Origin of the sequence: Limimaricola sp. G21655-S1, assembly GCF_027213785.1 — a bacterium.
In the GTDB taxonomy this organism is placed as follows: Bacteria; Pseudomonadota; Alphaproteobacteria; order Rhodobacterales; family Rhodobacteraceae; genus Limimaricola.
In genome coordinates this window covers 28,678-50,622 of sequence record NZ_JAPWGO010000008.1, presented here as the reverse complement: position 1 = coordinate 50,622, position 21,945 = coordinate 28,678, and the positions used below count along the sequence as shown (strand labels likewise).

Sequence of the window (21,945 nt, the reverse complement as noted above, 5' to 3'; positions counted from 1 at the left end):
TGGCCGGCTGCGGGCGCGGATCGGCCTTTCCACGCGGTTTCGCCCACGCCGCTTGCGCCGCGCCGCATGATCTGTATAAGGCCGCATCCTTCCGCGCATTCGCATGAACCGCGCAGACTCTCGTGAACGGGGAGCGGAAGGCCAAGGCCCCGTTCTATGAAATGCGCCCGGAAATCGAACTGGAGTTCACATGCCGCTTTACGAGCATGTCTTCATCGCGCGTCAGGACCTGTCCAACGCGCAGGCCGAAAGCCTCGTCGAGCACTTCTCGACCGTCCTCGCCGACAATGGCGGCAAGGTGCTCGAAAACGAGTACTGGGGCGTGAAGACCATGGCCTACAAGATCAACAAGAACCGCAAGGGCCACTACGCCTTCCTGCGCTCGGACGCGCCGTCGCCCGCCGTGCAGGAAATGGAGCGCTTGATGCGCCTGCATGACGACGTGATGCGCGTCCTGACCATCAAGGTCGACGCCCACGAAGAGGGCCCCTCGGTCCAGATGCAGAAGCGCGAAGAGCGCGGCGAGCGCCGCGAGCGCCGCTGATCGCCTCCAGGAAAGGATAAGAGAATGGCCACCAAACCGTTTTTCCGTCGCCGCAAGACCGACCCCTTCGAGGGCGAGAACGCGCCGAAGATCGACTACAAGGACACGCGTCTGCTGCAGCGCTACATCTCCGAGCGCGGCAAGATCGTGCCCTCGCGCATCACCGCCGTCGGCTCCAAGAACCAGCGCAAGCTCGCCCAGGCGATCAAGCGCGCGCGGTTCCTGGCGCTGCTGCCCTACGCCGTGAAATAAGGAGACCGACACATGGACGTGATCCTTCTGGAACGTGTGGCCAAGCTTGGCCAGATGGGCGAAATCGTGAAGGTGAAGGACGGCTACGCCCGTAACTTCCTTCTGCCCCAGGGCAAGGCGCTCCGCGCGAACGAGGCCAACAAGGCCCGTTTCGAGGACCAGAAAGCCCAGCTCGAGGCGCAGAACCTCGAGTCGAAGAAAGAGGCCGAAGCGATGGCCGCGAAGCTCGACGGGCAGCAGTTCGTCGTGATCCGCTCCGCCTCCGACGGCGGCTCGCTCTACGGCTCGGTCACCACCCGCGACGTCGCCGAAGCCGCGACCGCCGACGGCTTCTCGATCGACCGCAAGCAGGTCGTGCTGCGCGGCGCGATCAAGGAACTCGGCCTCTACGAGGTGACCGTGGTCCTGCACCCCGAGGTCGACGCCACGATCGAGATCAACGTCGCCCGCTCGCCCGAAGAGGCCGAGCTGCAGGCGTCGGGCAAGTCGATCCAGGATCTGGCCGCGGAAGAGGAAGCCGCCGCCGAGTTCGAGATCCAAGGCCTGTTCGACGACATCGGCGGTGCCGCCAATGACGACGAGGGCCAGGAGGGCTGAAGCCCGCCTGAACCGGCATGAGGACATGGCCGCGTCGAAAGACGCGGCCATGTTCATTTCGGGGGACAGGGTGCGCGGGCCTCGCGGACGCGACGCCGTGTCGCCGGTCGGTACGCTTTTCCCCCCTACTGACACCCCCGGCGGCGGCCTATATGATCCGACTGTACTCGAGTGCCGGGCCCGTCCGGCCTCGCTCGGGCAAGGGGCGCAACGACCGGGAGATGGACGGGCGGTGAATATCGAAGCGGACACGACCACGCGGCCGGAAACCGACCGGCTGAACGAGGAACGGCTCCTCGAGACCATCCGGCATGCCCGGCTGCCCTTGTGCATCACCGATCCGACCCTGCCCGACAACCCGATCGTCTTCGCCAACGCGGCGTTCTGCGCGCTGACCGGTTACCCGATCGAGGAGGTCGTCGGCCGCAACTGCCGCTTCCTGCAGGGTCGCGACACCACCGAGGCCAGCATCGACCGGATCCGCCGGATCATCGCCAGCGGCGAGGTCGACACGGTCGAGATCCTGAACTACCGCAAGGATGGCACCAGCTTCGTCAACGCGCTGCAGATCGGACCGATCATGGGCGAGGACGGCACGCCGGTGCTGTTCTTCGGCTCGCAGCTCGACACCTCGTCGCGCCGCGAAGGCGAGCGACAGGCCCGCGAGCTGGCCGATCGCGAGCTGGGCCACCGGCTGCGCAACATCGTCAACGTCATGTCGGTGATGATCCGCATGTCGGCGCGCGAGGCCGCGGACGTCCAGACGCTGGCCCGGATCGTCGACGGGCGGCTCAAGACCCTGAGCGAGGCGCATTTCCGCACCATCGGCGACAGCTCCGAGAGCGCGGCGCGGCTGCGCGAACTGCTGCGGCCGATCCTCGACGCCTACGCGCCGCGCGGCGACGCCCAATTCGCCTTCGGGGGCGACGATCCGCAGGTCCCCGCCGATCTCGTCTCGGCGCTGACCCTCACGGTCCACGAGCTGGCGACCAATTCGGTGAAGCATGGCGCGCTGGGCGCCCATGAGGGCCGGGTCGCGCTCGAGGTCTCGGCGGATGACGGGCTGAGGCTGTGCTGGACGGAGCGCGGCGGCCCCGAGGTGGTGGCGCCCGAGCGGCGCAGCGGCTCCGGCATCATCCGCTCGCTGGTGGCCGGTGTCGGCGGCACGCTCGAGCTCGACTGGCAGCGCGAGGGGCTGGTGGCCCGGCTCGCCTTTCCCGCCGACCGCTGAACCGGCCCGGCCGCGCGCCCGATGCGCGATGTTCCGGTCGATAATCCTTCATTGCCGCCACCCTGCTGGATACGGACGCCCTGCCCGCGCACGCAGGATGCCGCAATTGCGCGTGCCCGCCCCCGGCCTTGACCGGCGCTGCCAAGCGGGCCGGAGCGCAGGCTTCCGCCACGGCAGCCTGCGAATGGTCATTCCCCTGTGACGCGAAGCCGCTACCCTGCGGCCACCAATTACGGGGGCGAAACGACCCCCGACACCAGGGAGACGATCAATGGCACTGATCCTGAACCGCCGCGGCTTTCTCGCCGGAAGCTCGGCCATGCTGGCGCTGCACCCCTTCTCGGTCCGCGCGCAGGCCAATCAGGCGCATCTGCGCATCATGGAGACGACGGACCTGCACGTCCACGTCTATCCCTATGATTATTACGCCGACAAGGAGATCGACACCGTCGGCCTCGCCCGCACCGCCAGCCTGATCGAGGACATCCGGTCCGAGGCCACCAACTCGGTGCTGTTCGACAATGGCGATTTCCTGCAGGGCAACCCGATGGGCGATTACATCGCCTATGAGCGCGGCATGCCCGAGGGCGCCATGCACCCGGTGATCGAGGCGATGAACACGCTGGGCTTCGACGCCTCGACGCTGGGCAACCACGAGTTCAACTACGGGCTGGAGTTCCTGATGAACTCGGTCTCGGGCGCCGCCTTCCCGATCGTCTCGGCCAACGTGGTGACCAGCATGGGCGAGGAGATCACCGGCGACGAAACCCTCGTGCCGCCCTACGTGATCCTCGACCGCGAGATCACCGACGGCGCCGGCGAGACCCACGCCATCAAGATCGGCGTGATCGGCTTCGTGCCGCCGCAGATCATGAACTGGGACCGCAAGCATCTCGAGGGCAAGGTCGAGCCGCGCGACATCGTGCGCGCCGCCGAGGCCTATGTCCCGAAGATGAAGGAGGAAGGCGCGCATATCGTCGTGGCGCTGAGCCATAGCGGCATCGGCCCGGTCGAGCATAGCGAGGGCATGGAGAACGCCGCGATCCCGCTGGCCGGCGTCGAAGGCATCGACGTGGTCCTCACCGGCCACAGCCACCTCGTCTTCCCCGGCCCCGACTACGAGGATCACGAGGGCGTCGACGTCGCCGCCGGCACGATCAACGGCAAGCCGGGCGTGATGGCGGGTTTCTGGGGCTCCCATATGGGTCTCGTCGACCTGATGCTGGAGCGCGACGGCGAAGGCTGGCGCGTCGCGGGATCGGAGGTCGAGGCGCGGCCGATCTACGAGCGCGGCGAGGACCGCTCGATCACGCCGCTGGTCGAGAGCTTCGAGCCGGTGCTCGAGTCGGTGGCGCAGGAGCATCAGGAAACGCTCGACTACGTGCGCCGCGCCGTGGGCAAGACCGACGCGCCGCTGCACAGCTACTTCGCGCTGGTGGCCGATGATCCGAGCGTGCAGATCGTCTCCAACGCCCAGACCTGGTATATCGAGCAGATGCTCGCGGGCACCGAGCACGAGGGGCTGCCGATCCTCTCTGCGGCGGCGCCCTTCAAGGCGGGCGGGCGCGGCGGCCCGGACTACTATACCGACGTGCCCACCGGCGACGTGGCGATCAAGAACGTGGCCGATCTCTACCTCTATCCCAACACGGTGCGCGCGGTGCGGGTGACCGGGGCCGAGGTCAAGGACTGGCTCGAGCGTTCGGCGGGGATGTTCAACCGGATCGAGCCGGGCCGCGAGGATCAGGTTCTGCTCAATGACGAGTTCCCCTCCTACAATTTCGACGTGATCGACGGCGTGACCTACGAGATCGACCTGTCGGAACCGGCGAAGTTCGACCGCGAGGGCAACGTCGTGGCGCCCGAGGCGAACCGCATCAAGAACCTGCAATTCGAGGGCCAGCCGATCGACCCCGAGCAGGAGTTCATCATCGCGACGAACAACTACCGCGCGACGGGCGGCGGCTCCTTCCCCGGGGCCGACGGCTCGACGATCGTGTTCGAGGCCCCCGACACCAACCGCGACGTGATCGTGCGCTACATCGTCGAGCAGGGCACGATCAGCCCCTCGGCAGATGCCAACTGGCAATTCACGCCGATGGACGGCACCACGGTGCTGTTCGACACCGGCCCCCGCGCGGCCGAATACCTCAACGACGTGAAGGGCGTGCAGATCGCCCCCGCCGGCGACGGCCCCGACGGCTTCGCCCGCTTCGTGATCCGGCTCTGACGCCAAGGCCGCCGGGCGCCACGGCGCCCGGCGGCGCGACCGCTTCGTGGTTCGCCTCCGAGCCGCCTCCTCGACACGCAGGAGGCTGGGGCCGCTCCCGCTGCGAACCCCGGCCCTTTGCACTTCGTGGTGCAGCCTCCCGCGAAGGCCCTTAGGACTGCAAAGTCATGGCAATCAGAGGCTCCCGAAAAAATCGTCGGGAGCCTTCGATTGATGTCTGCCATGCTGACGAAGCTGACCTTACACTTTGTCAATGAACGAAGACACGAGCGCTTTAAACGATACACCGCCTGATGTGGTCAGTGCCGTTCGTTGCAATGTCCGGGTGGAACAGACATTAATGAATACTACTAAGATATCGATCAGGCAGGCGGTTTCTGCGGAATCCGATGCCGTCGCAGCGATTGCACGTAAATCTCGATCGCATTTCCTGCCATATCTGCCCGACTTGCATTCTTTTGATGACGACAAGAAATTTTACAGAAACAGTGTTTTCTTAGAGTGCGAAGTCTGGGTTGCGATCGAAAATGAACATATTATTGGCTTTTGCGCCTTCCAGAAGGGCTGGGTGGATCATCTCTACCTTTTGCCAACGCATGTCGGCAGGTCAATTGGCGAATCTCTCTTAAATAAGGCAAAAGAAAGCCATGACCTGCTACGCCTTTGGGTGTTTCAGGAGAATAAACGCGCCATTAGCTTCTACGAACGCAACGAGTTTCAAAAGATAAGTGAAACCGACGGGTCATCGAATGCAGAAAAGGCCCCTGACGCGTTGTATGAATGGCGTAGGCCAACCGGAACTTCCTGAGACAGGACAGCCGAGGAGGGCTCCAAGCCTTGGTATCACTCACCCGCACCACAAAGTGCAGAAGACTGGCTGCACACCCCCGTCCCGTTTACCGCCCTTGAGGCCCTTGGAGAGGCGATTGCCCCGGAACCGCCCGCACTGGTTGCGGAGCCCTCTGGCTCCGACGCGCGAAACGCGATCTAATGACCTTTGCGGGACCAGATGCGCGGAGGATCGAGTGGCAGGCGAGACGGAAGATCACCCATCGATCCCGGACGAGCCGGAAACCCGGCAGGTCAGCGTCCGTGTCGAGGCGGCCCTCGTCGAGCGCTTCGTCGCGGCGCGGCGGATCTGCGAGGCAAACGGCAAGGAGCTGCCCATCGCCGAGGTGGTGCGGCTCGGCATGGAGGCCGCCATCCGCGAGGTCGAGGCGACCTTCGGGGAGACGGCCGAGAAACAAGCCCCTTCGCGTGGCGATGCCCGGGGAACCGCGCCCGACACCTGAGCGCCAGGACTGCATGCCTCGGGCAGCCCGTCGATCGGTCGAAACCGTATCGGGCGCAGTCGTTCGGAAAGGCTGCATGAGGACGCAGGCGCGGTTGGGCCGCAGGCTCATGCGGGGCCCGGTCGCGCATATCCTCTTGAGAGGCCCCGCGACCCAGCCCTGTTCCTATGCCATGACGGCATCCGCCGGGCAGATCAGCGCCCCCGCCGCGATCAGCGCCTTGATCCTCTCGGGCGCATAGCCCAGTTCACCGAGCACCTCGCGGCCATGCTGGCCCAGGAGTGGCGCGGGCGTCGCGGTCTCGGTCTCGGCGGCCGAGAACTTCACCGGGTGGCCGATCCCCTTCACCCGGCCCGCGACCGGGTGCTCGGTCTCGACGATCATCCCGCGCGCCAGCGCCTGCGGGTCGGCCTGCATCTCGGGAATGCTCAGCACCGGCCCGGCGGGCAGGCCCTGCGCCTCCATCCGTTCCAGCCAGTCGGCGGTGTCGCGCTGTCTGAGGTGATCGGTGAGCAGATCGACCAGCGCCGGAAGATTCTGCATCCGGTCGCGGTTCGTGGCAAAGCGCGGGTCCTCGCCCAGCTCGGGCGCCTCGATCACCTGCAGCAGGCGCAACCAGTTCTGCTGGTTGGCGGCGCCGACATTGATCCAGCCATCGCGGGTCTCGAAGGCCTGGTAGGGCGCGTTCAGCGGATGCGCGGAGCCCACCGGCCCCGGCGTCTCGCCGGTGGCGAAGGCGATGGCGCTCTGCCAGTAGGTGAGCGTGATCCCCGCCTCGAACAGCGAGGTGTCGACCTTCTGCCCCTGCCCGGTCGCGCGCGCCTGCGCATAGGCGGCGCAGCAGCCCATCGCGGCGAGGATGCCGGCGGTGATGTCGGTGATCGGCGCGCCGGGCTTGACCGGCGGCCGGCCCGGCCCCTCGCCGGTGATCGACATCAGCCCCGACATGCCCTGCGCGATCAGGTCGAAGCCGCCGCGAGCGGCATAGGGACCGGTGCGGCCGAAGCCGGAAATCTCGCAATAGACGAGGCGCGGATTGATCTCGCGCAGGCTCTCGTAGCCGAGGCCCAGCTTCTCCATCGTGCCGAGGCGGTAGTTCTCGATCACCACGTCGGCCCCGGCCAGCAGATCGCGCAGCGCCTGCACCGCCTCGGGCCGCTTGAGATCGAGCGCGATGCCGCGCTTGTTGCGGTTCATCATGAGATAGGCCGCGCTCTCGCCGGCGATCTCGGGCGGCACGAAGCGGCGGCTGTCATCGCCCGTGGGCTTTTCGACCTTGATCACGTCGGCGCCCATATCGGCCAGCATCAGCCCGCAGGCCGGCCCGGCCATGATATGCGCGAGTTCCACCACCTTCATGCCCGCCAAGGGTCCCTTGCCGCTCATCTGCCCCTCCATTCCGGCTTGCGCTTGGCGAGGAAGGCTTCCATCCCGTGGCGGAAATCCTCGCTCATGTAGCACATCTCGATCAGGTCGGCGTCCTCCACCGCGCGCGCCTCGCGGTTGCGGCGCATCGCCTCCTTGGTGGCGCGCAGGGTCAGCGGCGCCATGCCCGCCAGCGTCTCGGCGATCTCGTCCGCGCGCGCCATCAGCGCCGCCTCATCGGGCAGCAGCTCGGAGACGAGGCCGATGGCGCGGGCCTCCTCGGCCTCGATCAGCCGGGCGGTGAAGATGATCTCGCGCAGCCGCCCCGCGCCGACGAGCTCCGACAGCCGCGCGAGGTTGGCGGCCGAGAGGCAGTTGCCCAGCGTCCGCGCGATCGGGAAGCCGAAGCGCAGGTTGGCCGCCGCGATCCGCAAATCGCAGGCCGCCGCGATCGCGGCCCCGCCCCCGGTGCAGGCACCGTTCAGCGCCGCCAGCGTCGGCAGCGGGCAGCTCTCGACCGTGCCCAGCACCTCGGCGATCCGCGCCTCGTAGCCATGCGCGTCCGCCGCCGTCTCGAAGCCCCGGAACTGGGTCATGTCGGTCCCCGCCGCGAAGGCGCGGCCGCCCGCGCCCGAGATCACCACGGCGCGGACCGAGCCGTCGGTGGGCACGTTGGCGCAGGCTTCGGCCAGCGCCTCGTACATGCCGAAGGTGAGCGCGTTGCGCGCATTGGGACGGTTGAAGACGATGTGGAGCGTCGCGCCGCGACGCTCCGTGATCAGCTCATCACTCATCGGTAGAAATACTCCACGAGGAACAGCGGCACCGAAGGAACATAGGTGCACAGCATCAGCACCGCGAGCAACACGCCGACGAAGTAGACATTGACCTTCGAGACCTCCCAGATATTGGCCCGCGCCACCGCGCAGCTGGTGATCAGCACCGAGGCCACGGGCGGCGTCTGCTGGCCGATGGCGAGGTTGAGCGTCACGACGAGGCCGAAATGCACCGGGTCGATGCCGGCCTGCTGGATCAGCGGGATCACGATCGGCACCACGAGGATGATCGCCGCCGCCGAGTGCAGGAAGAAGCCGATCACCAGAAAGAATACGTTGAGGATCAGCAGGATCGCCCATTGCGCGCTGGTGATCGACAGGATGCCCTCGGCCAGCTGCTGCGGGATCTGCGCCCGGGTGAGGAAGCCGCCCATCAGCACCGAGGCCGCGACCAGCAGCATCACCACCGCCGTCTGCATGCCGCCGTCGAGCATCGCCTGCCGCAGATGCTTGAGATCGACCTTGCGATACCAGGCCGAGACCACCAGCGCCGCGATCACCGCGAGCCCCGCCGCCTCGGTCGCGGTGACGTAGCCGCCGAAGATGCCGCCCAGGATCACCACCGGCAGCGCGAAGGCCGGCAACGCGTCGATGAAGGTGGCCTTGAGGCGCGGGATGTTGAAGGCCTCTTCGGTCGGCAGGTTGTAGCGCCGCGCGAACCAGTAGGCGACGCCCATCAGCCCGGCCGCGCCGAGCACGCCGGGCACCAGCCCCGCGACGAAGAGCTGCTCGACCGAGGTGTTGGCCGAGGCCGCGTAGAGGATCATCGGGATCGAGGGCGGGATGATGATCGCCAGCGAGGCCGAGGAGGAGGTCACCGCCGCCGAGAGCGCGCCGGAATAGCCGCGTTTCTTCATCTGCGGGATCAGGATCGAGCCCATCGCCGCCACGTCGGCCACGGCCGAGCCGGAGATCTCGGCGAAGAACAGCGACACGCCGATATTGACCATGGCGAGGCCGCCGCGCACGAAGCCAATCAGCGCCGCGACGAAGTTGATCAGCCGGTCGGTGATGCCGCCCGCGTTCATGATCGCGCCCGCCAGCACGAACATCGGGATCGCGATGAGCGAGAACTTGGTCGCGCCGCCATACATGTCGAGCGCAATGGCGGCGAGCGAGTTGACGCCCTCGGTGGCCAGCAGGCCGATCACCCCCGCCATGGCCAGCGCCACGGCGATCGGCACGTTGATGCAGATCAGCGCCACCAGCGCCACGAAGATCAACAGCATCAGCATCAGCGCACCTCCCCGATCACGTGGCCGGCGCTGCGGCTCATTTCCGTGTCGACCTCCTCCTCGATCTCGGCATGCTCGAGCGAGATGCCGCGCGCGGTCTTGGACCAGTAATCCGGCAGGCTCAGCAGCTGGCCGATGATGAACAGCAGCGCGCCGATCGGGATCACCGACTGGGTGAACTGCACGGGCACCCAAGTCAGCGAGACGAGGTAGGAGCCTTCGAGGATCGCCAGCACCTGGAACCCCGCCCAGGCCATCAGCGCGAAGAAGGTCAGCACCACCGCCTCGCCGAACAGGAGCGCCGCCAGCCGGGCCCGCGGCGGCAGCGCCAGCAGCACCGTGTCGAAGCCGATATGCCGCCGCTTCAGCGCCGCCAGCGCCGAGCCGTAATAGGTGATCCAGGCCAGCATGATCGCGGCGACCTCGTCGTACCACGAGAAGCTCTCGCCCATCAGGCGGGCGATCACGGCGACGATGACCACCACGGTCAGCGTCACCATCAGCGCCACCATGACCCATTCGAGCAGCAGCGCCATCACGGTCGATATTCGGTTGAGAATTTGCATGGCCCTTCGGGTCCTCGCGGCCTGTGAGGGGGTGCGGCGGAGCGAATGCCCGGCGCCGATCGTCGCTTGCTGTGTCATCGCTCGCTCGCTGGATGGCAGGTCGCGCCCCGCCTCGCGCGGGGCGCGCGGGAGGCAATGGGCAAGCGGGGCGCCCCTGATCGAAGGCGCCCCGCTTGCGTTCCTCAGCTCGAGCCGCCGAGCGCGAGCACCTGATCGATCAGCTCGCCACCGCCATCGACCTCGGCCGCGAAGGCGTCGTAGACCGGGCGCGAGGCCTCGATGAAGGCGTCCTTGTCGGCTTCGTTCACCTCGACCCCGGCGGCCTTGATTTCTTCGAGCAGGTCGACCTCGAGCTTGGCCGCGTGCTCGTAGGTGAAGTCCTGGGTCTGGCTCGCGCAGTCCTTGAGCGTCGCCTGCACCTCTTCGGGCAGCCCGTCGAAATGCTTCTTGGAGGCGAGGATGTAGGCCGGCGTGTAGACGTGGCCGGTGATCGAGAGATAGTCCTGCACCTCCTGGAACTTGGCCGAGGCGATCTGCGCGTAGGGGTTCTCCTGGCCGTCGATCACGCCGGTCTGCAGCGCGGTGAACACGTCGGAGAAGGACATCGGCGTCGGGTTGGCGCCGTATTGCTGGAACATCTTCACCCGCCAGCTGCCATTCGGGGTCCGCAGCTTCACCCCGTCGAGATCGGCGGGCACGTTGATCGGCCGCAGGTTGTTGGTGATGTGGCGAAAGCCGTTCTCGGCGAGGCCGACGATGGTATAGCCCTTGTCGTTGGCGGCCTGCTCGAAGGTGTCCATCATCTCGGACTGGACCCGGCGCATGTGATCGCGATCCTTGATGATGTAGGGCATCTCGAACACCCCGAAGCGGTCGTCGACCGAAGACATCACCGAGGATGGCAGCGCGAACTGCACCTGCCCGAGCTTGAGCTTCTGCAGCATCTCCTGATCGTTGCCGAGCTGCGACGAGCCGAAGGTCTGCACCTCGGCCGTCTCGCCCAGCGCCGCGTTGGCGCATTCGGCGAAATGCTCGGCGGTCGCCTCGAACAGCGAGCCCGGGTTGCCGACATGGCCGAAACGCAATGTCATTTCGGCGGCCATCGCCTGGCCGGCGATCAGCGCCGACACCGCGGCGGTCGCGAGAATCCTGATGGTCATTCTGTCCTCCTCCCTGATGGACATTCCTCGATCATGGCTGGGCGCCCGGCCGTTCCGGCCCTGTCCGCCCCGCCCTTCTCCCTGCCCGAAACCCGCCATCTCCTCCAAGCGGCGGGCACGCGGCGCTACTCGGCGGCGGCCCGAAGCGCGGACTGGCCGCCGCCGAGCACCTCCATCGCCGCCTGCACGCCGCCCTTGCGATGCGGCACGCCGGCATCGCTCAGCGCCATCTCGACCCCCGACAGGGTGCCGCAGAGCATGAGGTCGTTGAAATCGCCCAGATGCCCGATGCGGAACACCCGGTCGGCCACCTTGCTCAGTCCGTTGCCGAAGGAGATGTCGTAATTCTCGAGCGCCGTGGCGCGGAAGCGGTCGGCGGAATGGCCCTCGGGCATCACCACCGCGGTCAGCACGCCAGAGTAATCCTCGGACCGCGCGCAGAGCACCTCGAGCCCCCATGCCTTCACCGCGGCCCGCGTCGCCTCGCCGTGGCGGGCATGGCGCGCGAAGACGTTCGCCAGCCCCTCCTCCTTGAGCATCGCGATTGCCTCGTTGAGGCCGTAGAGCAGGTTGGTCGCCGGGGTATAGGGGAAGTATCCCTTGTCGTTCGGCCCCATCATGTCGTCCCAAGCCCAGTAGGATCTGGGCAGGCCAGACCGCTTCGAGGCCTCGATCGCCTTCTCGCTGATCGCGTTGAAGGACAGGCCCGGCGGCAGCATCAGCCCCTTCTGCGAGCCGGACACGGTGACGTCGACGCCCCATTCGTCGTGGCGGTAGTCGATCGAGGCGAGGCCCGAGATGGTGTCGACCATGAACAGCGCCGGGTGGCCCGCGGCGTCGATGGCGCGGCGGATCGCGGCGATCGGCGAGACCGAGCCGGTCGAGGTCTCGTTGTGGACCACGCAGACCGCCTTGATCTCGTGGCCCTTGTCCTCGCGCAGCCGCGCCTCGATCGCCTCGGGGTCGGCGCCGCGGCGCCAGTCGCCCTCGATGAACACGGGCTTCAGCCCGAGCCGCTCCGCCAGCGCCTTCCACAGCGTCGCGAAATGGCCGGTCTCGTACATCAGCACGGTGTCGCCCGGCGACAGCGTGTTGACCAGCGCCGCCTCCCAAGCGCCGGTGCCCGAGGACGGGTAGATGATCACCCGGCTGTCGGTCTTGAACACCCATTTCGCACCGTCGAGCGCGGCACGGCCGACATCGGCGAAGGCCGGGCCGCGATGATCCATGGTCGGGTAATCCATGGCCCGCAGGATGCGGTCGGGCACGTTGGACGGGCCCGGAATCTGAAGGAAATGGCGGCCGGCAGGCATGGGTGACGCTCCTTTGACAGGTGGCCCGGTGCGCTTGGCGGCCCCGGATTACGGGACCGGGCCTCTCGGTTGACTTGGATTGAATTCTGAATTCATAATTCGAGTCAAGAACGAATATGATCGGAACGGCCGGGGGATCGACAGGATGCTGCGCGAGGGCTTGAGACGCCGGCTGACGGAGGAGTTCGAGGGCGAGGTGCTGTTCGACGCCTTCTCCCGTGGCCGCTACGCGACCGACGCATCGCATTACCAGATCATCCCGATGGGCGTGGCGGTGCCCAAGGGCGCGGCCGACGTGGCGCGCGCATTGGAGGCCGCCCGCGAGGCCGAGATCCCGGTCACCATGCGCGGCGGCGGCACCTCGCAATGCGGCCAGACCATCAATACCGGGCTGATCCTCGACTGCTCGCGGCATCTCAACCGGATCCTCGATCTCGACGTGGCGGGGCGGCGGGCGCTGGTCCAGCCGGGCATCGTCCTCGACGAGCTGAACCGCCAGCTGAGGCCGCACGGGCTGTGGTTTCCCGTCGACGTCTCGACCGCCTCGCGCGCCACCATCGGCGGCATGGTCGGCAACAATTCCTGCGGCGCCCGGTCGCTGCGCTACGGCACCACGCGGGACAACGTGATCTCGATTCAGGGGCTCCTGTCGGACGGTACCGAGTTCGATTTCGGCCCCGGTTCCGGCAACCGCGTGCCGGAGGAGCTGATGCAGCGGCTCCTGGGCCTGGGCGAGCGCGAGGCGATCGAGATCACCAGGCGGTTCCCGCAGGTGCAGCGCCGGGTCGGCGGCTACAACATCGACGCGCTGATCCCGAACGGTCATCCGGTCAATCTCGCGCATCTGCTGGTCGGCTCGGAGGGCACGCTCGCGGTCTCCACCGCGATCGAGATCAGGCTGTCGCCCCTGCCCGCCCAGCAGAAGGTGCAGGGCGTCTGCCACTTCCCGACCTTCCGCGCGGCGATGGAGGCGGCGCAGCATCTGGTGAAGCTCGATCCGACACAGGTCGAGCTGGTCGACCGCACCATGCTGTCGCTGGCGCGCGACATCGCGGTCTTCGTGCCGACGCTCGACGCCTTCGTGAAGGGCGATCCGGCGGCGCTCCTGTTCGTCGAGTTCGACGATCCCGACACCAATGCCGAGAAGATCCGCGAACTGCACGACACCATGTCGGATCTGGGCTACGGCTTTGGCCGCGGCGGCGAACATGAAGGCGGCGTGGTCGAGGTCTGGGACGCGAAGCTGATGGCCGATATCGGCGAGCTCAGGAAATCCGGCCTCAACATCATGATGTCGATGAAGGAGGCCGGAAAGCCGGTCTCCTTCGTCGAGGACGCGGCGGTCCCGCTCGAACATCTCGCCGACTACACCGACCGGCTCAGCGAGGTGTTTCGCAAGCACGGGACCGAAGGCACATGGTATGCCCATGCCTCGGAGGGCTGCCTTCATGTCCGCCCGGTCCTGAACCTGCGCCTCGAGAAGGACGTGAAGGCGATGCGCGCCATCGCCGAGGAAGCCTTCGACATGGTGCGCGACTACAAGGGTTCGCATTCGGGCGAGCATGGCGACGGCATCGTCCGCTCGGAATTCCACGAGAAGATGTTCGGTCGCCGCATGGTGCGCGCCTTCGAGGAGGTGAAGGACGCCTTCGACCCGGAGCGCCGCCTGAACCCGAACAAGATCGTCGAGCCACCGCGCATGGATGACCGGTCGCTGCTGCGCTACCCCGCGGGCTATCGCTTCGCCGATCTCGACACCGGCTTCGACTGGTCGGCCTGGTCCGGCGCCTCGGGCGGGTTCCAGGGCGCGATCGAGATGTGCAACAACAACGGCGCCTGCCGCAAGCTCTCGGGCGGCGTCATGTGCCCGAGCTACCGGGTGACGCGCGACGAACGGGACGTGACCCGTGGCCGCGCCAACACCTTGCGCCTCGCGCTGTCGGGCAAGCTCGGCCGCGACGCGCTGTTTCGCGACGAGATGGCCGAGACCCTGAAGCTCTGCGTCGGCTGCAAGGCCTGCCAGCGCGAATGCCCCACCGGCGTCGACATGGCGAAGATGAAGACCGAGGTGTTGTATCAGCGCGGCCAGCGGCTGGGCTTCCCGCTCAGGGACCGGCTCATCGCCGAGATGCCGCGCTATGCCTATCTCGCCGCGCTGGCAGGCCCGCTCTTCGCGCTGCGCGACAAGGTCCCGGCCGTGGCGCGGCTCGTCGAGCGGGTCACCGGCATCTCGGCCCGTCGCTCCCTGCCCCGCTTTCGCCGCGACGCCTTCCGCGAGGCCGAGATCGATGCCGCGCCGAAGGGCGACGCAGGCGAGGTCGTGCTCTTCGCCGACACCTTCAACCGCTGGATGGAACCCGAGATTCCCCGCGCCGCCCTGAGGGTGCTGGGCCGCGCCGGCTACAAGGTGCATTCGGCGGTGCCCGAGGGGGAACGGCCGCTTTGCTGCGGGCGCAGCTACCTCGCCGCAGGGATGCTCGACCGCGCCCGCGACGAGGCGCGGCGCACGCTCGCGGCGCTGCTGCCGCATGTCGAGGCGGGCCGCCCGGTGATCGGGCTCGAACCCTCCTGCCTGTTGACGCTGCGCGACGAATTCAAGGCGCTGCTGCCGGGGGCCGAGGCCGAGAAGCTCGCGGGCAATGCGCTGCTCTTCGAGGAGTTCGTGGCGCGCGAGACCGGGGCCGGCCGGATGCGCCTGCCCTTCGCGGCGACCCGGGCGACGGCGCATGTGCATGGTCATTGCCACCAGAAGGCCGCCGGCACGATGGGCGACATGACCCGCGCGCTGGCCACGATTCCCGGTCTCGAGGCCGATGTGATACAATCATCCTGCTGCGGCATGGCCGGGGCCTTCGGCTATGGCGCCGACACGATCGACGTGTCGCTCGCCATGGGCGAGGCCGATCTGCTGCCGGCCGTGCGCCGCGCCGCGCCGGAGGCGCTGATCATTGCAAACGGCACCTCTTGCAGGCATCAGATCGCCGACGGGACCAGGCGGCGGGCGCTGCACATCGCGGAGGTCTTCGACCGGATGTCGGCGGGTGAATGAGGAGAACGGCATGAATGTGGACCGGCCGGTTCCGGAACAGGCGGGGCTTCTCGCCCGGCCCGCGCTCGCGGTGCAGGTGGCCGACGCGCTGCGTAACCTGATCCTCGAAGGCGAGCTGAAGGGCGGCGAGAAGATCCGCGAGATCGAACTGACCGAGCGCTTCGGCGTGTCGCGCACGCCGCTGCGCGAGGCGATGAAGATCCTCGCCGCCGAGGGGCTGATCGATCTGATCCCGAACCGCGGCGCCACCGTGGCGCGGCGCTCCGACGCGGAGCTCGCCGACGCCTTTCCCGTGCTTGCCGCGCTCGAAGGGATCGCCGGGACGCAGGCCGCCGAGCGCGCCACCGACGCCGAGATCGCCGAGATCGGGCGGCTCACCGCGCGGCTGCGCGCCGCGGTGGAGGCCGGTGACCGGCCCGGCTATTTCGAGATCAACCAGCAGATCCACGCGGCGATCCTCGCGGCGAGCCGCAACGAGGTGCTGGCGCGCACCCATGCCACCGTGGCCGGGCAGATCCATCGCGCCCGCTACCAGGCCAACCTGACGCGAAGCCGCTGGGAAAAGGCCATGGCCGAGCACGAGCGGATCGCCGAGGCCCTCGCCGCACGCGACGCGGCGACGCTGGGGCCGCTGCTGCGCGACCACATGATGGCCAAGCTCACCGCGATACTGGGCGCCCGCCGCGACAAGACCGCGACCGACTGACCCGCGCCGACCACTGATCGCAGCATCATGCGGGCCCTGCGCCGCACGTTGCCCCCGACCCCGGCCAATCCCGCATGATCAGGTCTTCGCGTCGCGGGCCGACTGGATCTGTTCGGCGCGGAGATAGTGATCCCTGAGCGCGAGATCGGCGGCCGCTTCGGCGTCGATGACGACCCGGACGCGCGGATGCATCTGCAGGATCGAGGCCGGGCACATGGCCGTGACCGGACCCTCGACCATCGCGCGGACCGCCGCGGCCTTGCGGGCGCCGGTGGCGAGCACGACGATGCTTCGGGCCTCGCAGATCGTGGCGATGCCCATGGTCACGGCGGTTTCCGGCACGGTCTCGCCCAGGCCGAAGAACCGCCGGTTCGCCTCGACCGTGTCGTGGCTCAGCAGCTTTTCGCGGGTCCGCGATCCGAGCGAACTGCCCGGCTCGTTGAAGCCGATATGACCGTTCTCTCCCAGCCCCAGAAGCTGCAGATCGACCGGACCGCGCCGCGCGATCTCGGCCTCGAAGGCGCGCGCCGCCTCGGCGGGGACGCCGCGGCCGGACGGCACGAAACAGGAGGTTTCGGCGATGTCGACATGGGCGAACAGGCGCTCGCGCATGTAGCGGCTGTAGCTCTGCGGATGCTCCGGGCCCAGCCCGACATATTCGTCGAGGTTGAATGTGGTGACCTCGGCAAAGCTCAGACCGGCACGGTGACGGGCGATGAGACCCTCGTAGACCGGCTCCATCGTGCCGCCCGTGGCGAGGCCGAGAACGCTGCGCGGGTTCTCCCGCAGCTGACCCGCGATCAACTCGGTCACGTGGCGCGCCGCATCATCGGCGGTCGGAAGGATGACGACCCGCACAGCCCTAGACCGCTGCCCTGAGCGCGTGCGCGCCGGGATGGCGGCGCGGAGCAGGTTTTGCCGAACCCGGGCCGCTTTGCCCTCGCCCCGCTCGAACGGCGGATGGTTCGCTCGCCCGAACGTCACGGAGGACGTCGGCGTGGGACCGGAAGATCGAAATCTCTGGGACGCCGTGCTCGTGGGCCACCACGCCGCGCCCATTTCCGCAGCCCGGGATCAGCGAAGCCTCTGCAAACGCTCCGGGCAATCGGCCCGGGCTGGGCGCGGCGATCCCGGCCCTCGTCACGTGCCCCGCTTCGGCGGAGCCCTTGATATCACTGTCCGATACGGGTTGAGGATGCATCCGAAACCGACCGAGATGTTGTCCCATCGCAGGCTGTTACGAAGCCACATACGATGCAAGGTGATTTGTCCGCCCATGTCTAATATGACATCGCAGTGTATCGAGAGATTGGAACGCCGGGTCATGGCCCGAACCACGACGGATGCGCGAATGAAACGAGTCGATAGCCGTTTCGGCATTGAACTGACGGGGGAGGAATCATGCTCCGCCCGCGTGCCGACGCGTGTGAAAAGGCCAGTCGGGACGGTGCCGTCGAACGAGAACGCCGCTTGGGACGGGACGCCGGTTGCCGCGTCGCTCCCGAACCGGCCGGAACGTTCCTCTGTCGGGCATGACTTGTCGGGCGCCGCGTTCGTGACAAACCGCTCTTTGGGCCCGCGCGAAGGGCGGTCGGCATGGGCGCGATGACTTGCGGCGGCATCGATCTCGGCGGGACCAAGATCGAGGCCCGCCTGTTCGAGGGGCCCGAGGCCAGCACCACCGAGATGCGCCGCATCCCGACGCCGCGCCGGAGCTATGCCGCCATGCTCGACGCGCTGGAGGAGCAGATCCGCTGGCTTTCCGAGATGGCCGAGCGCCCCGACCTGCCGATCGGCATCGCCGCGCCGGGGATCATCGATCCGCAAAGCGGCCGCATCTTCGCCGCCAACATCCCCGCCACCGGCCATTCGGTGCGCGACGACCTGCAGAAACGCCTTGGCCGGGCGTTTCCGGTGGTCAACGACTGCATGGCCTTCGCCCTGTCGGAGGCACGCGGCGGCGCCGGCGAAGGCCATGGCACGGTGATGGGGCTGATCCTCGGCACCGGCGTGGGCGGCGGCATCTGCGTCGATGGCGTGCCGAGCCGTCGCCATGGCGGCCTCGCGGTCGAGCTGGGCCATATCGGTCTTCCGGCCAGCGCCGCCGCGCGCCACGGCCTGGCGCTCAGGCGCTGCGGCTGCGGCCGGATGGGCTGTCTGGAAACCGCCGTCTCCGGCACCGGCCTCGCCAATATCGCCGAGGACATGCTGGGCACCCGCATGAGCGGCGAGGAGCTGGTCCGACATGGCGAAAGCGGGGTTCTCGACGTCTGGGCCGACATCGCCGGGGAATGCCTGCTGACGATCCAGCTCATGCTCGCGCCGGACTGCATCGTCCTTGGCGGCGGCCTGTCGAACCTGCCCGACGTGGTACCCCGACTGGAGCGGAGCCTGCTGCGCCACGCGCTCGACAACATGACACCCACAAGGCTCTTGCGGGCCCGACACGGCGACAGCTCGGGCACCCGCGGAGCGGCATTGCTGGCGAGAAGATGAGCCGACGGATCAAGAGTACCATCCATGCCGACCGGGCCGGGCGGGGCGCCGCCCTGCCCGCCATCCGACAAGCCCAACCCGCCCTGCCGACCGCGTCGCGGCCCCGTGCCGGGGCGACCATCAACGCGCATGGGCAGAAGAGCCCCGTGCCCGGCCTCGACGGGACGCCGTGATGCTGATCTCCGTGAAAGCTCTGTGGCGGGACGGACGCCTGCTCCACGACATGGCGCTCGACGTCCGGGCGGGCCGGATCGACGCCATCCGTCCCCTGGGCGGCGACACGGCGGATACCGAGGTGGCGCTGGCCTCGCCCCTGCTATGCGACCTGCAGGTCAATGGCAGCGGCGGCGTCATGGTCAACGGCACCCCGACCCCCGACGCGCTGCGGACCATCGCGGCGGCGCAGCGGCGCTGCGGCACCGGCGCCATCCTGCCCACCGTCATCACCGACACGGCGGAGGTCATGGAGGCGGCCGGGGAAGCCGCGCTGGCCGTGTTCGGCGAGGACGGCATCGTCGGGCTGCATATCGAGGGGCCGCATATCGCCCCGGCGCGCCGCGGCACCCACGAGGAGGGCTACATCCGCCCGCTCGACGCGCGCAGCGTGGCCCTGGTCGAACGGCTGCGCGCGGCCGGAATGCCGGTGATGATCACCCTCGCCCCGGAGCTCGCGCCGCCCGACCTCTTCGCCCGGCTCGTCGATTGCGGCGCGGTGGTCTCGGCCGGGCACACCATGGCGACCGCCCAGGAAACCCGCGACGCGCTGGCGCGGGGTCTGTCGTGTTTCACGCATCTCTTCAACGCGATGCCACCGATGACCTCGCGCGCGCCCGGCGTGCTGGGGGCTGCCCTGAACTCGGAAGCCCATGCCGGGATCATCGTCGACGGCATTCATGTCAGCTGGGACATGCTGCGCATCGCGCTGCGGGCCCGCCCGAGGCCCGGGCTGACCTTCGCCGTCTCGGACGCGATGGCCACGGTGGGCGGTCCGGATCATTTCGAGATCTACGGCCAGAGGATCGCCGTGCGCGACGGCATGCTCGTCAACGCCGAAGGCGCCCTCGCCGGGGCGCATATCGACCTGCGCCAGAGCCTGGCCAACCTCGTGACCGAGGTCGGCCTGCCGCTCGCCGAGGCGCTGCCCATGGTCTGCGACATCCCGCGCAGGGTGATGGGCCTGAGGCCCGCCCGTCTCGACGAAGGCATCGCCATCGCCGATGCGCTGCTTCTGGACGAGGGTTTCGCACGGATGGAACTGGGATGAGACCCGGACACGCGACGAACGGCGCGACGATCGATCCGAACGTGAAGCGGTCGAACACTACCTGATCGACATCCGCCGAGAGTTCGAACTGCGGAGTTGCACCGAAACGACCATGCGTGGCGGCAATATTCCGAGTGCGCTGCCCTCCTCCGTTCAGGGCGCGGCTGCTCCGCCTCTGGCCGGTGGCATCGCCCCGCCCGATCGCCATGGCAGAATGCCGCCCAACACCGAAACCGGGGGACGCCGAGCTTGCTCGAAAACCGGGCTGGCGCTATCGTTGAGCAATTCGACGACCGCGTTGCCCACTGGTTTACCGGCTGCAGGCTGTGCCGCATGTCTCGAAGCTAGCGCGTCCGAAGGCAATCTGGTCCTCCAAGCGGTACTGGGGTTGCCTTATGTGTTACCCAGATGGCGCAAGCTCAGTGGGCGTCCAGGGAAAGCCCCACGGCTCCCGGGTGACGACCGCCTTGGCATGGGGCCTCCGCGTCCTGATCCTGCTGTGTCTCGTCGTTCTGGGGCCCGCCCTGCGCGCGCAGGAATCGGGGGGCATCGCCGACAATTTCTCCGATTTCGATCACGGCGCGACCGGGTTTCCGCTGGAGGGTGTCCATGGGGAGGTGACCTGCGAAAGCTGTCATCTGGACGGCGTCCTGACTGGGACACCGGAAACCTGCGTCGGCTGCCACGACAATGGCATCGCGGCGGGCAAGCCGGAAACCCACCCTCCCTCCTCGGACAGTTGCGGCCAATGCCACACCGCCCAGAACTGGAAGCCCTTCGCCTTCGACCACGCCTTCGTGGAAGGCGCCTGCATCGAATGCCACGACGGCGGGACGGCGTCCGGCAAGCCGGCGGACCATATCGCGAGCACCGACAGCTGCGACGCGTGTCACGTCACCAGCGACTGGACCGATGTCCGCGTCGACCACGCCGCCGTGAGCGGCACCTGCGTCAGCTGCCACGACGGCGTGACGGCAACCGGAAAGTCCGAGACCCATCTTCCGACCACGGATACCTGCGACGACTGCCACGTCGTCACCGACTGGACCGATGTCCGCTTCGACCACGCCTCGGTCAGCGGCGCCTGCGCCAGCTGCCACAACGGCAGCACCGCCACCGGCAAGCCCGGCAACCACATCCCGAGCTCCAATACCTGCGACGACTGCCACGTCGTCACCGACTGGACCGATGTCCGCTTCGACCACGCCTCGGTCAGCGGCGCCTGCGCCAGCTGCCATAACGGCAGCACCGCCACCGGCAAGCCCGGCAACCACATCCCGAGCTCCAATACCTGCGACGACTGCCACGTCGTCACCGACTGGACCGATGTCCGCTTCGACCACGCCTCGGTCAGCGGCGCCTGCGCCAGCTGCCACAACGGCAGCACCGCCACCGGCAAGCCCGGCAACCACATCCCGAGCTCCAATACCTGCGACGACTGCCACGTCGTCACCGACTGGACCGATGTCCGCTTCGACCACGCCTCGGTCAGCGGCGCCTGCGCCAGCTGCCACAACGGCAGCACCGCCACCGGCAAGCCCGGCAACCACATCCCGAGCAGCAATCTCTGCGAGGATTGTCACCAGACCACCGAATGGTCGGAGGTGCGGGTCAACCACGACTCGGTCGCCGGCGCCTGCGTCACCTGCCATAATGGCAGCTTCGCCGAGGGCAAACCCAGCGACCATCCGCAGTCCTCGAATGCCTGCGACGATTGCCACGACACCCGCGAATGGGATGATTGATGCGGCGGACCTGCGATCCGCTCCGTCCGTCACGGACAGGATTTCCCCCCGCCTGTCGACCCTT

At 67.9% G+C, this 21,945-nt stretch carries 20 protein-coding genes; 13 read left to right on the top strand and 7 right to left on the bottom strand.

Annotated elements, in window-relative coordinates:
• Positions 1 to 190: 190 nt before the first annotated feature.
• From rpsF to O4G76_RS09630, 7 genes are all read left to right on the top strand, one after another.
• Positions 191 to 544 carry a 30S ribosomal protein S6 gene (gene rpsF / locus O4G76_RS09660; RefSeq protein ID WP_085897358.1) on the top strand — a complete coding sequence of 118 codons (354 nt, stop codon included), beginning with the start codon at positions 191 to 193 and terminating at the stop codon, positions 542 to 544.
• Between the two features lie 24 nt (positions 545 to 568).
• Positions 569 to 796 carry a 30S ribosomal protein S18 gene (gene rpsR / locus O4G76_RS09655; RefSeq protein WP_017929480.1) on the top strand — a complete coding sequence of 76 codons (228 nt, stop codon included), beginning with the start codon at positions 569 to 571 and terminating at the stop codon, positions 794 to 796.
• A gap of 12 nt (positions 797 to 808) precedes the next feature.
• A complete protein-coding gene (gene rplI / locus O4G76_RS09650) occupies positions 809 to 1,393 on the top strand; it encodes a 50S ribosomal protein L9 (RefSeq protein ID WP_269397138.1) in 585 nt (194 codons plus the stop codon).
• A gap of 232 nt (positions 1,394 to 1,625) precedes the next feature.
• A complete protein-coding gene (locus O4G76_RS09645) occupies positions 1,626 to 2,624 on the top strand; it encodes a PAS domain-containing protein (protein ID WP_269397137.1) in 999 nt (332 codons plus the stop codon).
• A 271-nt stretch (positions 2,625 to 2,895) separates the two neighbouring features.
• A complete protein-coding gene (locus O4G76_RS09640; RefSeq protein ID WP_269397136.1) occupies positions 2,896 to 4,854 on the top strand; it encodes a bifunctional 2',3'-cyclic-nucleotide 2'-phosphodiesterase/3'-nucleotidase in 1,959 nt (652 codons plus the stop codon).
• Positions 4,855 to 5,107: 253 nt separating this feature from the next.
• Positions 5,108 to 5,662, top strand: a complete 555-nt coding sequence (locus O4G76_RS09635) for a GNAT family N-acetyltransferase (protein WP_269397135.1) — start codon at positions 5,108 to 5,110, stop codon at positions 5,660 to 5,662.
• Between the two features lie 217 nt (positions 5,663 to 5,879).
• Complete coding sequence (locus O4G76_RS09630) at positions 5,880 to 6,146, top strand: hypothetical protein (RefSeq protein ID WP_269397134.1); 267 nt, start codon at positions 5,880 to 5,882, stop codon at positions 6,144 to 6,146.
• Positions 6,147 to 6,311: 165 nt separating this feature from the next.
• On the opposite strand, the gene O4G76_RS09625 is transcribed toward O4G76_RS09630, so the two are convergent.
• From O4G76_RS09625 to O4G76_RS09600, 6 genes are all read right to left on the bottom strand, one after another.
• Positions 6,312 to 7,532, bottom strand: a complete 1,221-nt coding sequence (locus O4G76_RS09625; RefSeq protein ID WP_269397133.1) for a CaiB/BaiF CoA-transferase family protein — start codon at positions 7,530 to 7,532, stop codon at positions 6,312 to 6,314.
• Complete coding sequence (locus O4G76_RS09620; RefSeq protein WP_269397132.1) at positions 7,529 to 8,305, bottom strand: enoyl-CoA hydratase; 777 nt, start codon at positions 8,303 to 8,305, stop codon at positions 7,529 to 7,531. The genes O4G76_RS09625 and O4G76_RS09620 overlap by 4 nt, the downstream gene beginning before the upstream one ends.
• Positions 8,302 to 9,582, bottom strand: a complete 1,281-nt coding sequence (locus O4G76_RS09615) for a TRAP transporter large permease (protein ID WP_269397131.1) — start codon at positions 9,580 to 9,582, stop codon at positions 8,302 to 8,304. Before O4G76_RS09615 ends, O4G76_RS09620 begins: the two co-directional genes overlap by 4 nt.
• Positions 9,582 to 10,148: a TRAP transporter small permease gene (locus O4G76_RS09610; protein WP_269397130.1), complete on the bottom strand. Its 567-nt coding sequence runs from the start codon at positions 10,146 to 10,148 to the stop codon at positions 9,582 to 9,584. The genes O4G76_RS09615 and O4G76_RS09610 overlap by 1 nt, the downstream gene beginning before the upstream one ends.
• 182 nt (positions 10,149 to 10,330) lie before the next feature.
• The gene (locus O4G76_RS09605) at positions 10,331 to 11,308 is read right to left on the bottom strand and encodes a TRAP transporter substrate-binding protein (protein ID WP_269397129.1); all 978 of its coding nucleotides are present in this window, start codon (positions 11,306 to 11,308) and stop codon (positions 10,331 to 10,333) included.
• A gap of 125 nt (positions 11,309 to 11,433) precedes the next feature.
• Positions 11,434 to 12,621 (bottom strand): alanine--glyoxylate aminotransferase family protein, encoded by a 1,188-nt coding sequence (locus O4G76_RS09600; RefSeq protein WP_269397128.1) that lies wholly within the window; start codon positions 12,619 to 12,621, stop codon positions 11,434 to 11,436.
• A 160-nt stretch (positions 12,622 to 12,781) separates the two neighbouring features.
• On the opposite strand from O4G76_RS09600, the gene O4G76_RS09595 reads away from it, so the two are divergent.
• Complete coding sequence (locus O4G76_RS09595; protein WP_269397127.1) at positions 12,782 to 15,670, top strand: FAD-binding and (Fe-S)-binding domain-containing protein; 2,889 nt, start codon at positions 12,782 to 12,784, stop codon at positions 15,668 to 15,670.
• A gap of 10 nt (positions 15,671 to 15,680) precedes the next feature.
• Entirely contained in the window at positions 15,681 to 16,376 is a 696-nt protein-coding gene (locus O4G76_RS09590) for a GntR family transcriptional regulator (RefSeq protein WP_269397126.1), read from the top strand.
• 78 nt (positions 16,377 to 16,454) lie between these two features.
• Here O4G76_RS09590 and nagB read toward each other — a convergent pair whose 3' ends face one another.
• Positions 16,455 to 17,234, bottom strand: coding sequence for a glucosamine-6-phosphate deaminase (nagB, locus tag O4G76_RS09585; RefSeq protein ID WP_269397125.1), 780 nt, complete (start codon positions 17,232 to 17,234; stop codon positions 16,455 to 16,457).
• 738 nt (positions 17,235 to 17,972) lie between these two features.
• On the opposite strand from nagB, the gene O4G76_RS09580 reads away from it, so the two are divergent.
• The 4 genes from O4G76_RS09580 to O4G76_RS09565 all read left to right on the top strand — a co-directional run bounded on the left by O4G76_RS09580 (position 17,973) and on the right by O4G76_RS09565 (position 21,881).
• Complete coding sequence (locus O4G76_RS09580; RefSeq protein WP_269397124.1) at positions 17,973 to 18,872, top strand: ROK family protein; 900 nt, start codon at positions 17,973 to 17,975, stop codon at positions 18,870 to 18,872.
• On the top strand, positions 18,869 to 19,045 hold the full coding sequence (locus O4G76_RS09575; RefSeq protein ID WP_269397123.1) for a hypothetical protein: 177 nt from the start codon (positions 18,869 to 18,871) through the stop codon (positions 19,043 to 19,045). The genes O4G76_RS09580 and O4G76_RS09575 overlap by 4 nt, the downstream gene beginning before the upstream one ends.
• Positions 19,045 to 20,136, top strand: coding sequence for an N-acetylglucosamine-6-phosphate deacetylase (locus O4G76_RS09570; RefSeq protein WP_269397122.1), 1,092 nt, complete (start codon positions 19,045 to 19,047; stop codon positions 20,134 to 20,136). The genes O4G76_RS09575 and O4G76_RS09570 overlap by 1 nt, the downstream gene beginning before the upstream one ends.
• Before the next feature lie 455 nt (positions 20,137 to 20,591).
• Positions 20,592 to 21,881 carry a hypothetical protein gene (locus O4G76_RS09565; protein WP_269397121.1) on the top strand — a complete coding sequence of 430 codons (1,290 nt, stop codon included), beginning with the start codon at positions 20,592 to 20,594 and terminating at the stop codon, positions 21,879 to 21,881.
• Positions 21,882 to 21,945: the final 64 nt, after the last annotated feature.

Bases quoted from the DNA above. Each gene is read 5' to 3' on its own strand.
- O4G76_RS09620 (WP_269397132.1), bottom strand. From the start codon at position 8,305: ATGAGTGATGAGCTGATCACGGAGCGTCGCGGCGCGACGCTCCACATC.
- rpsF (WP_085897358.1), top strand. From the start codon at position 191: ATGCCGCTTTACGAGCATGTCTTCATCGCGCGTCAGGACCTGTCCAAC.
- O4G76_RS09635 (WP_269397135.1), top strand. From the start codon at position 5,108: ATGAACGAAGACACGAGCGCTTTAAACGATACACCGCCTGATGTGGTC.
- O4G76_RS09605 (WP_269397129.1), bottom strand. From the start codon at position 11,308: ATGACCATCAGGATTCTCGCGACCGCCGCGGTGTCGGCGCTGATCGCC.
- O4G76_RS09570 (WP_269397122.1), top strand. From the start codon at position 19,045: ATGCTGATCTCCGTGAAAGCTCTGTGGCGGGACGGACGCCTGCTCCAC.
- O4G76_RS09625 (WP_269397133.1), bottom strand. From the start codon at position 7,532: ATGAGCGGCAAGGGACCCTTGGCGGGCATGAAGGTGGTGGAACTCGCG.
- O4G76_RS09610 (WP_269397130.1), bottom strand. From the start codon at position 10,148: ATGCAAATTCTCAACCGAATATCGACCGTGATGGCGCTGCTGCTCGAA.
- O4G76_RS09640 (WP_269397136.1), top strand. From the start codon at position 2,896: ATGGCACTGATCCTGAACCGCCGCGGCTTTCTCGCCGGAAGCTCGGCC.
- O4G76_RS09600 (WP_269397128.1), bottom strand. From the start codon at position 12,621: ATGCCTGCCGGCCGCCATTTCCTTCAGATTCCGGGCCCGTCCAACGTG.
- rplI (WP_269397138.1), top strand. From the start codon at position 809: ATGGACGTGATCCTTCTGGAACGTGTGGCCAAGCTTGGCCAGATGGGC.
- O4G76_RS09590 (WP_269397126.1), top strand. From the start codon at position 15,681: ATGAATGTGGACCGGCCGGTTCCGGAACAGGCGGGGCTTCTCGCCCGG.
- O4G76_RS09575 (WP_269397123.1), top strand. From the start codon at position 18,869: ATGAGCCGACGGATCAAGAGTACCATCCATGCCGACCGGGCCGGGCGG.
- rpsR (WP_017929480.1), top strand. From the start codon at position 569: ATGGCCACCAAACCGTTTTTCCGTCGCCGCAAGACCGACCCCTTCGAG.
- O4G76_RS09580 (WP_269397124.1), top strand. From the start codon at position 17,973: ATGGGCGCGATGACTTGCGGCGGCATCGATCTCGGCGGGACCAAGATC.
- O4G76_RS09615 (WP_269397131.1), bottom strand. From the start codon at position 9,582: ATGCTGATGCTGTTGATCTTCGTGGCGCTGGTGGCGCTGATCTGCATC.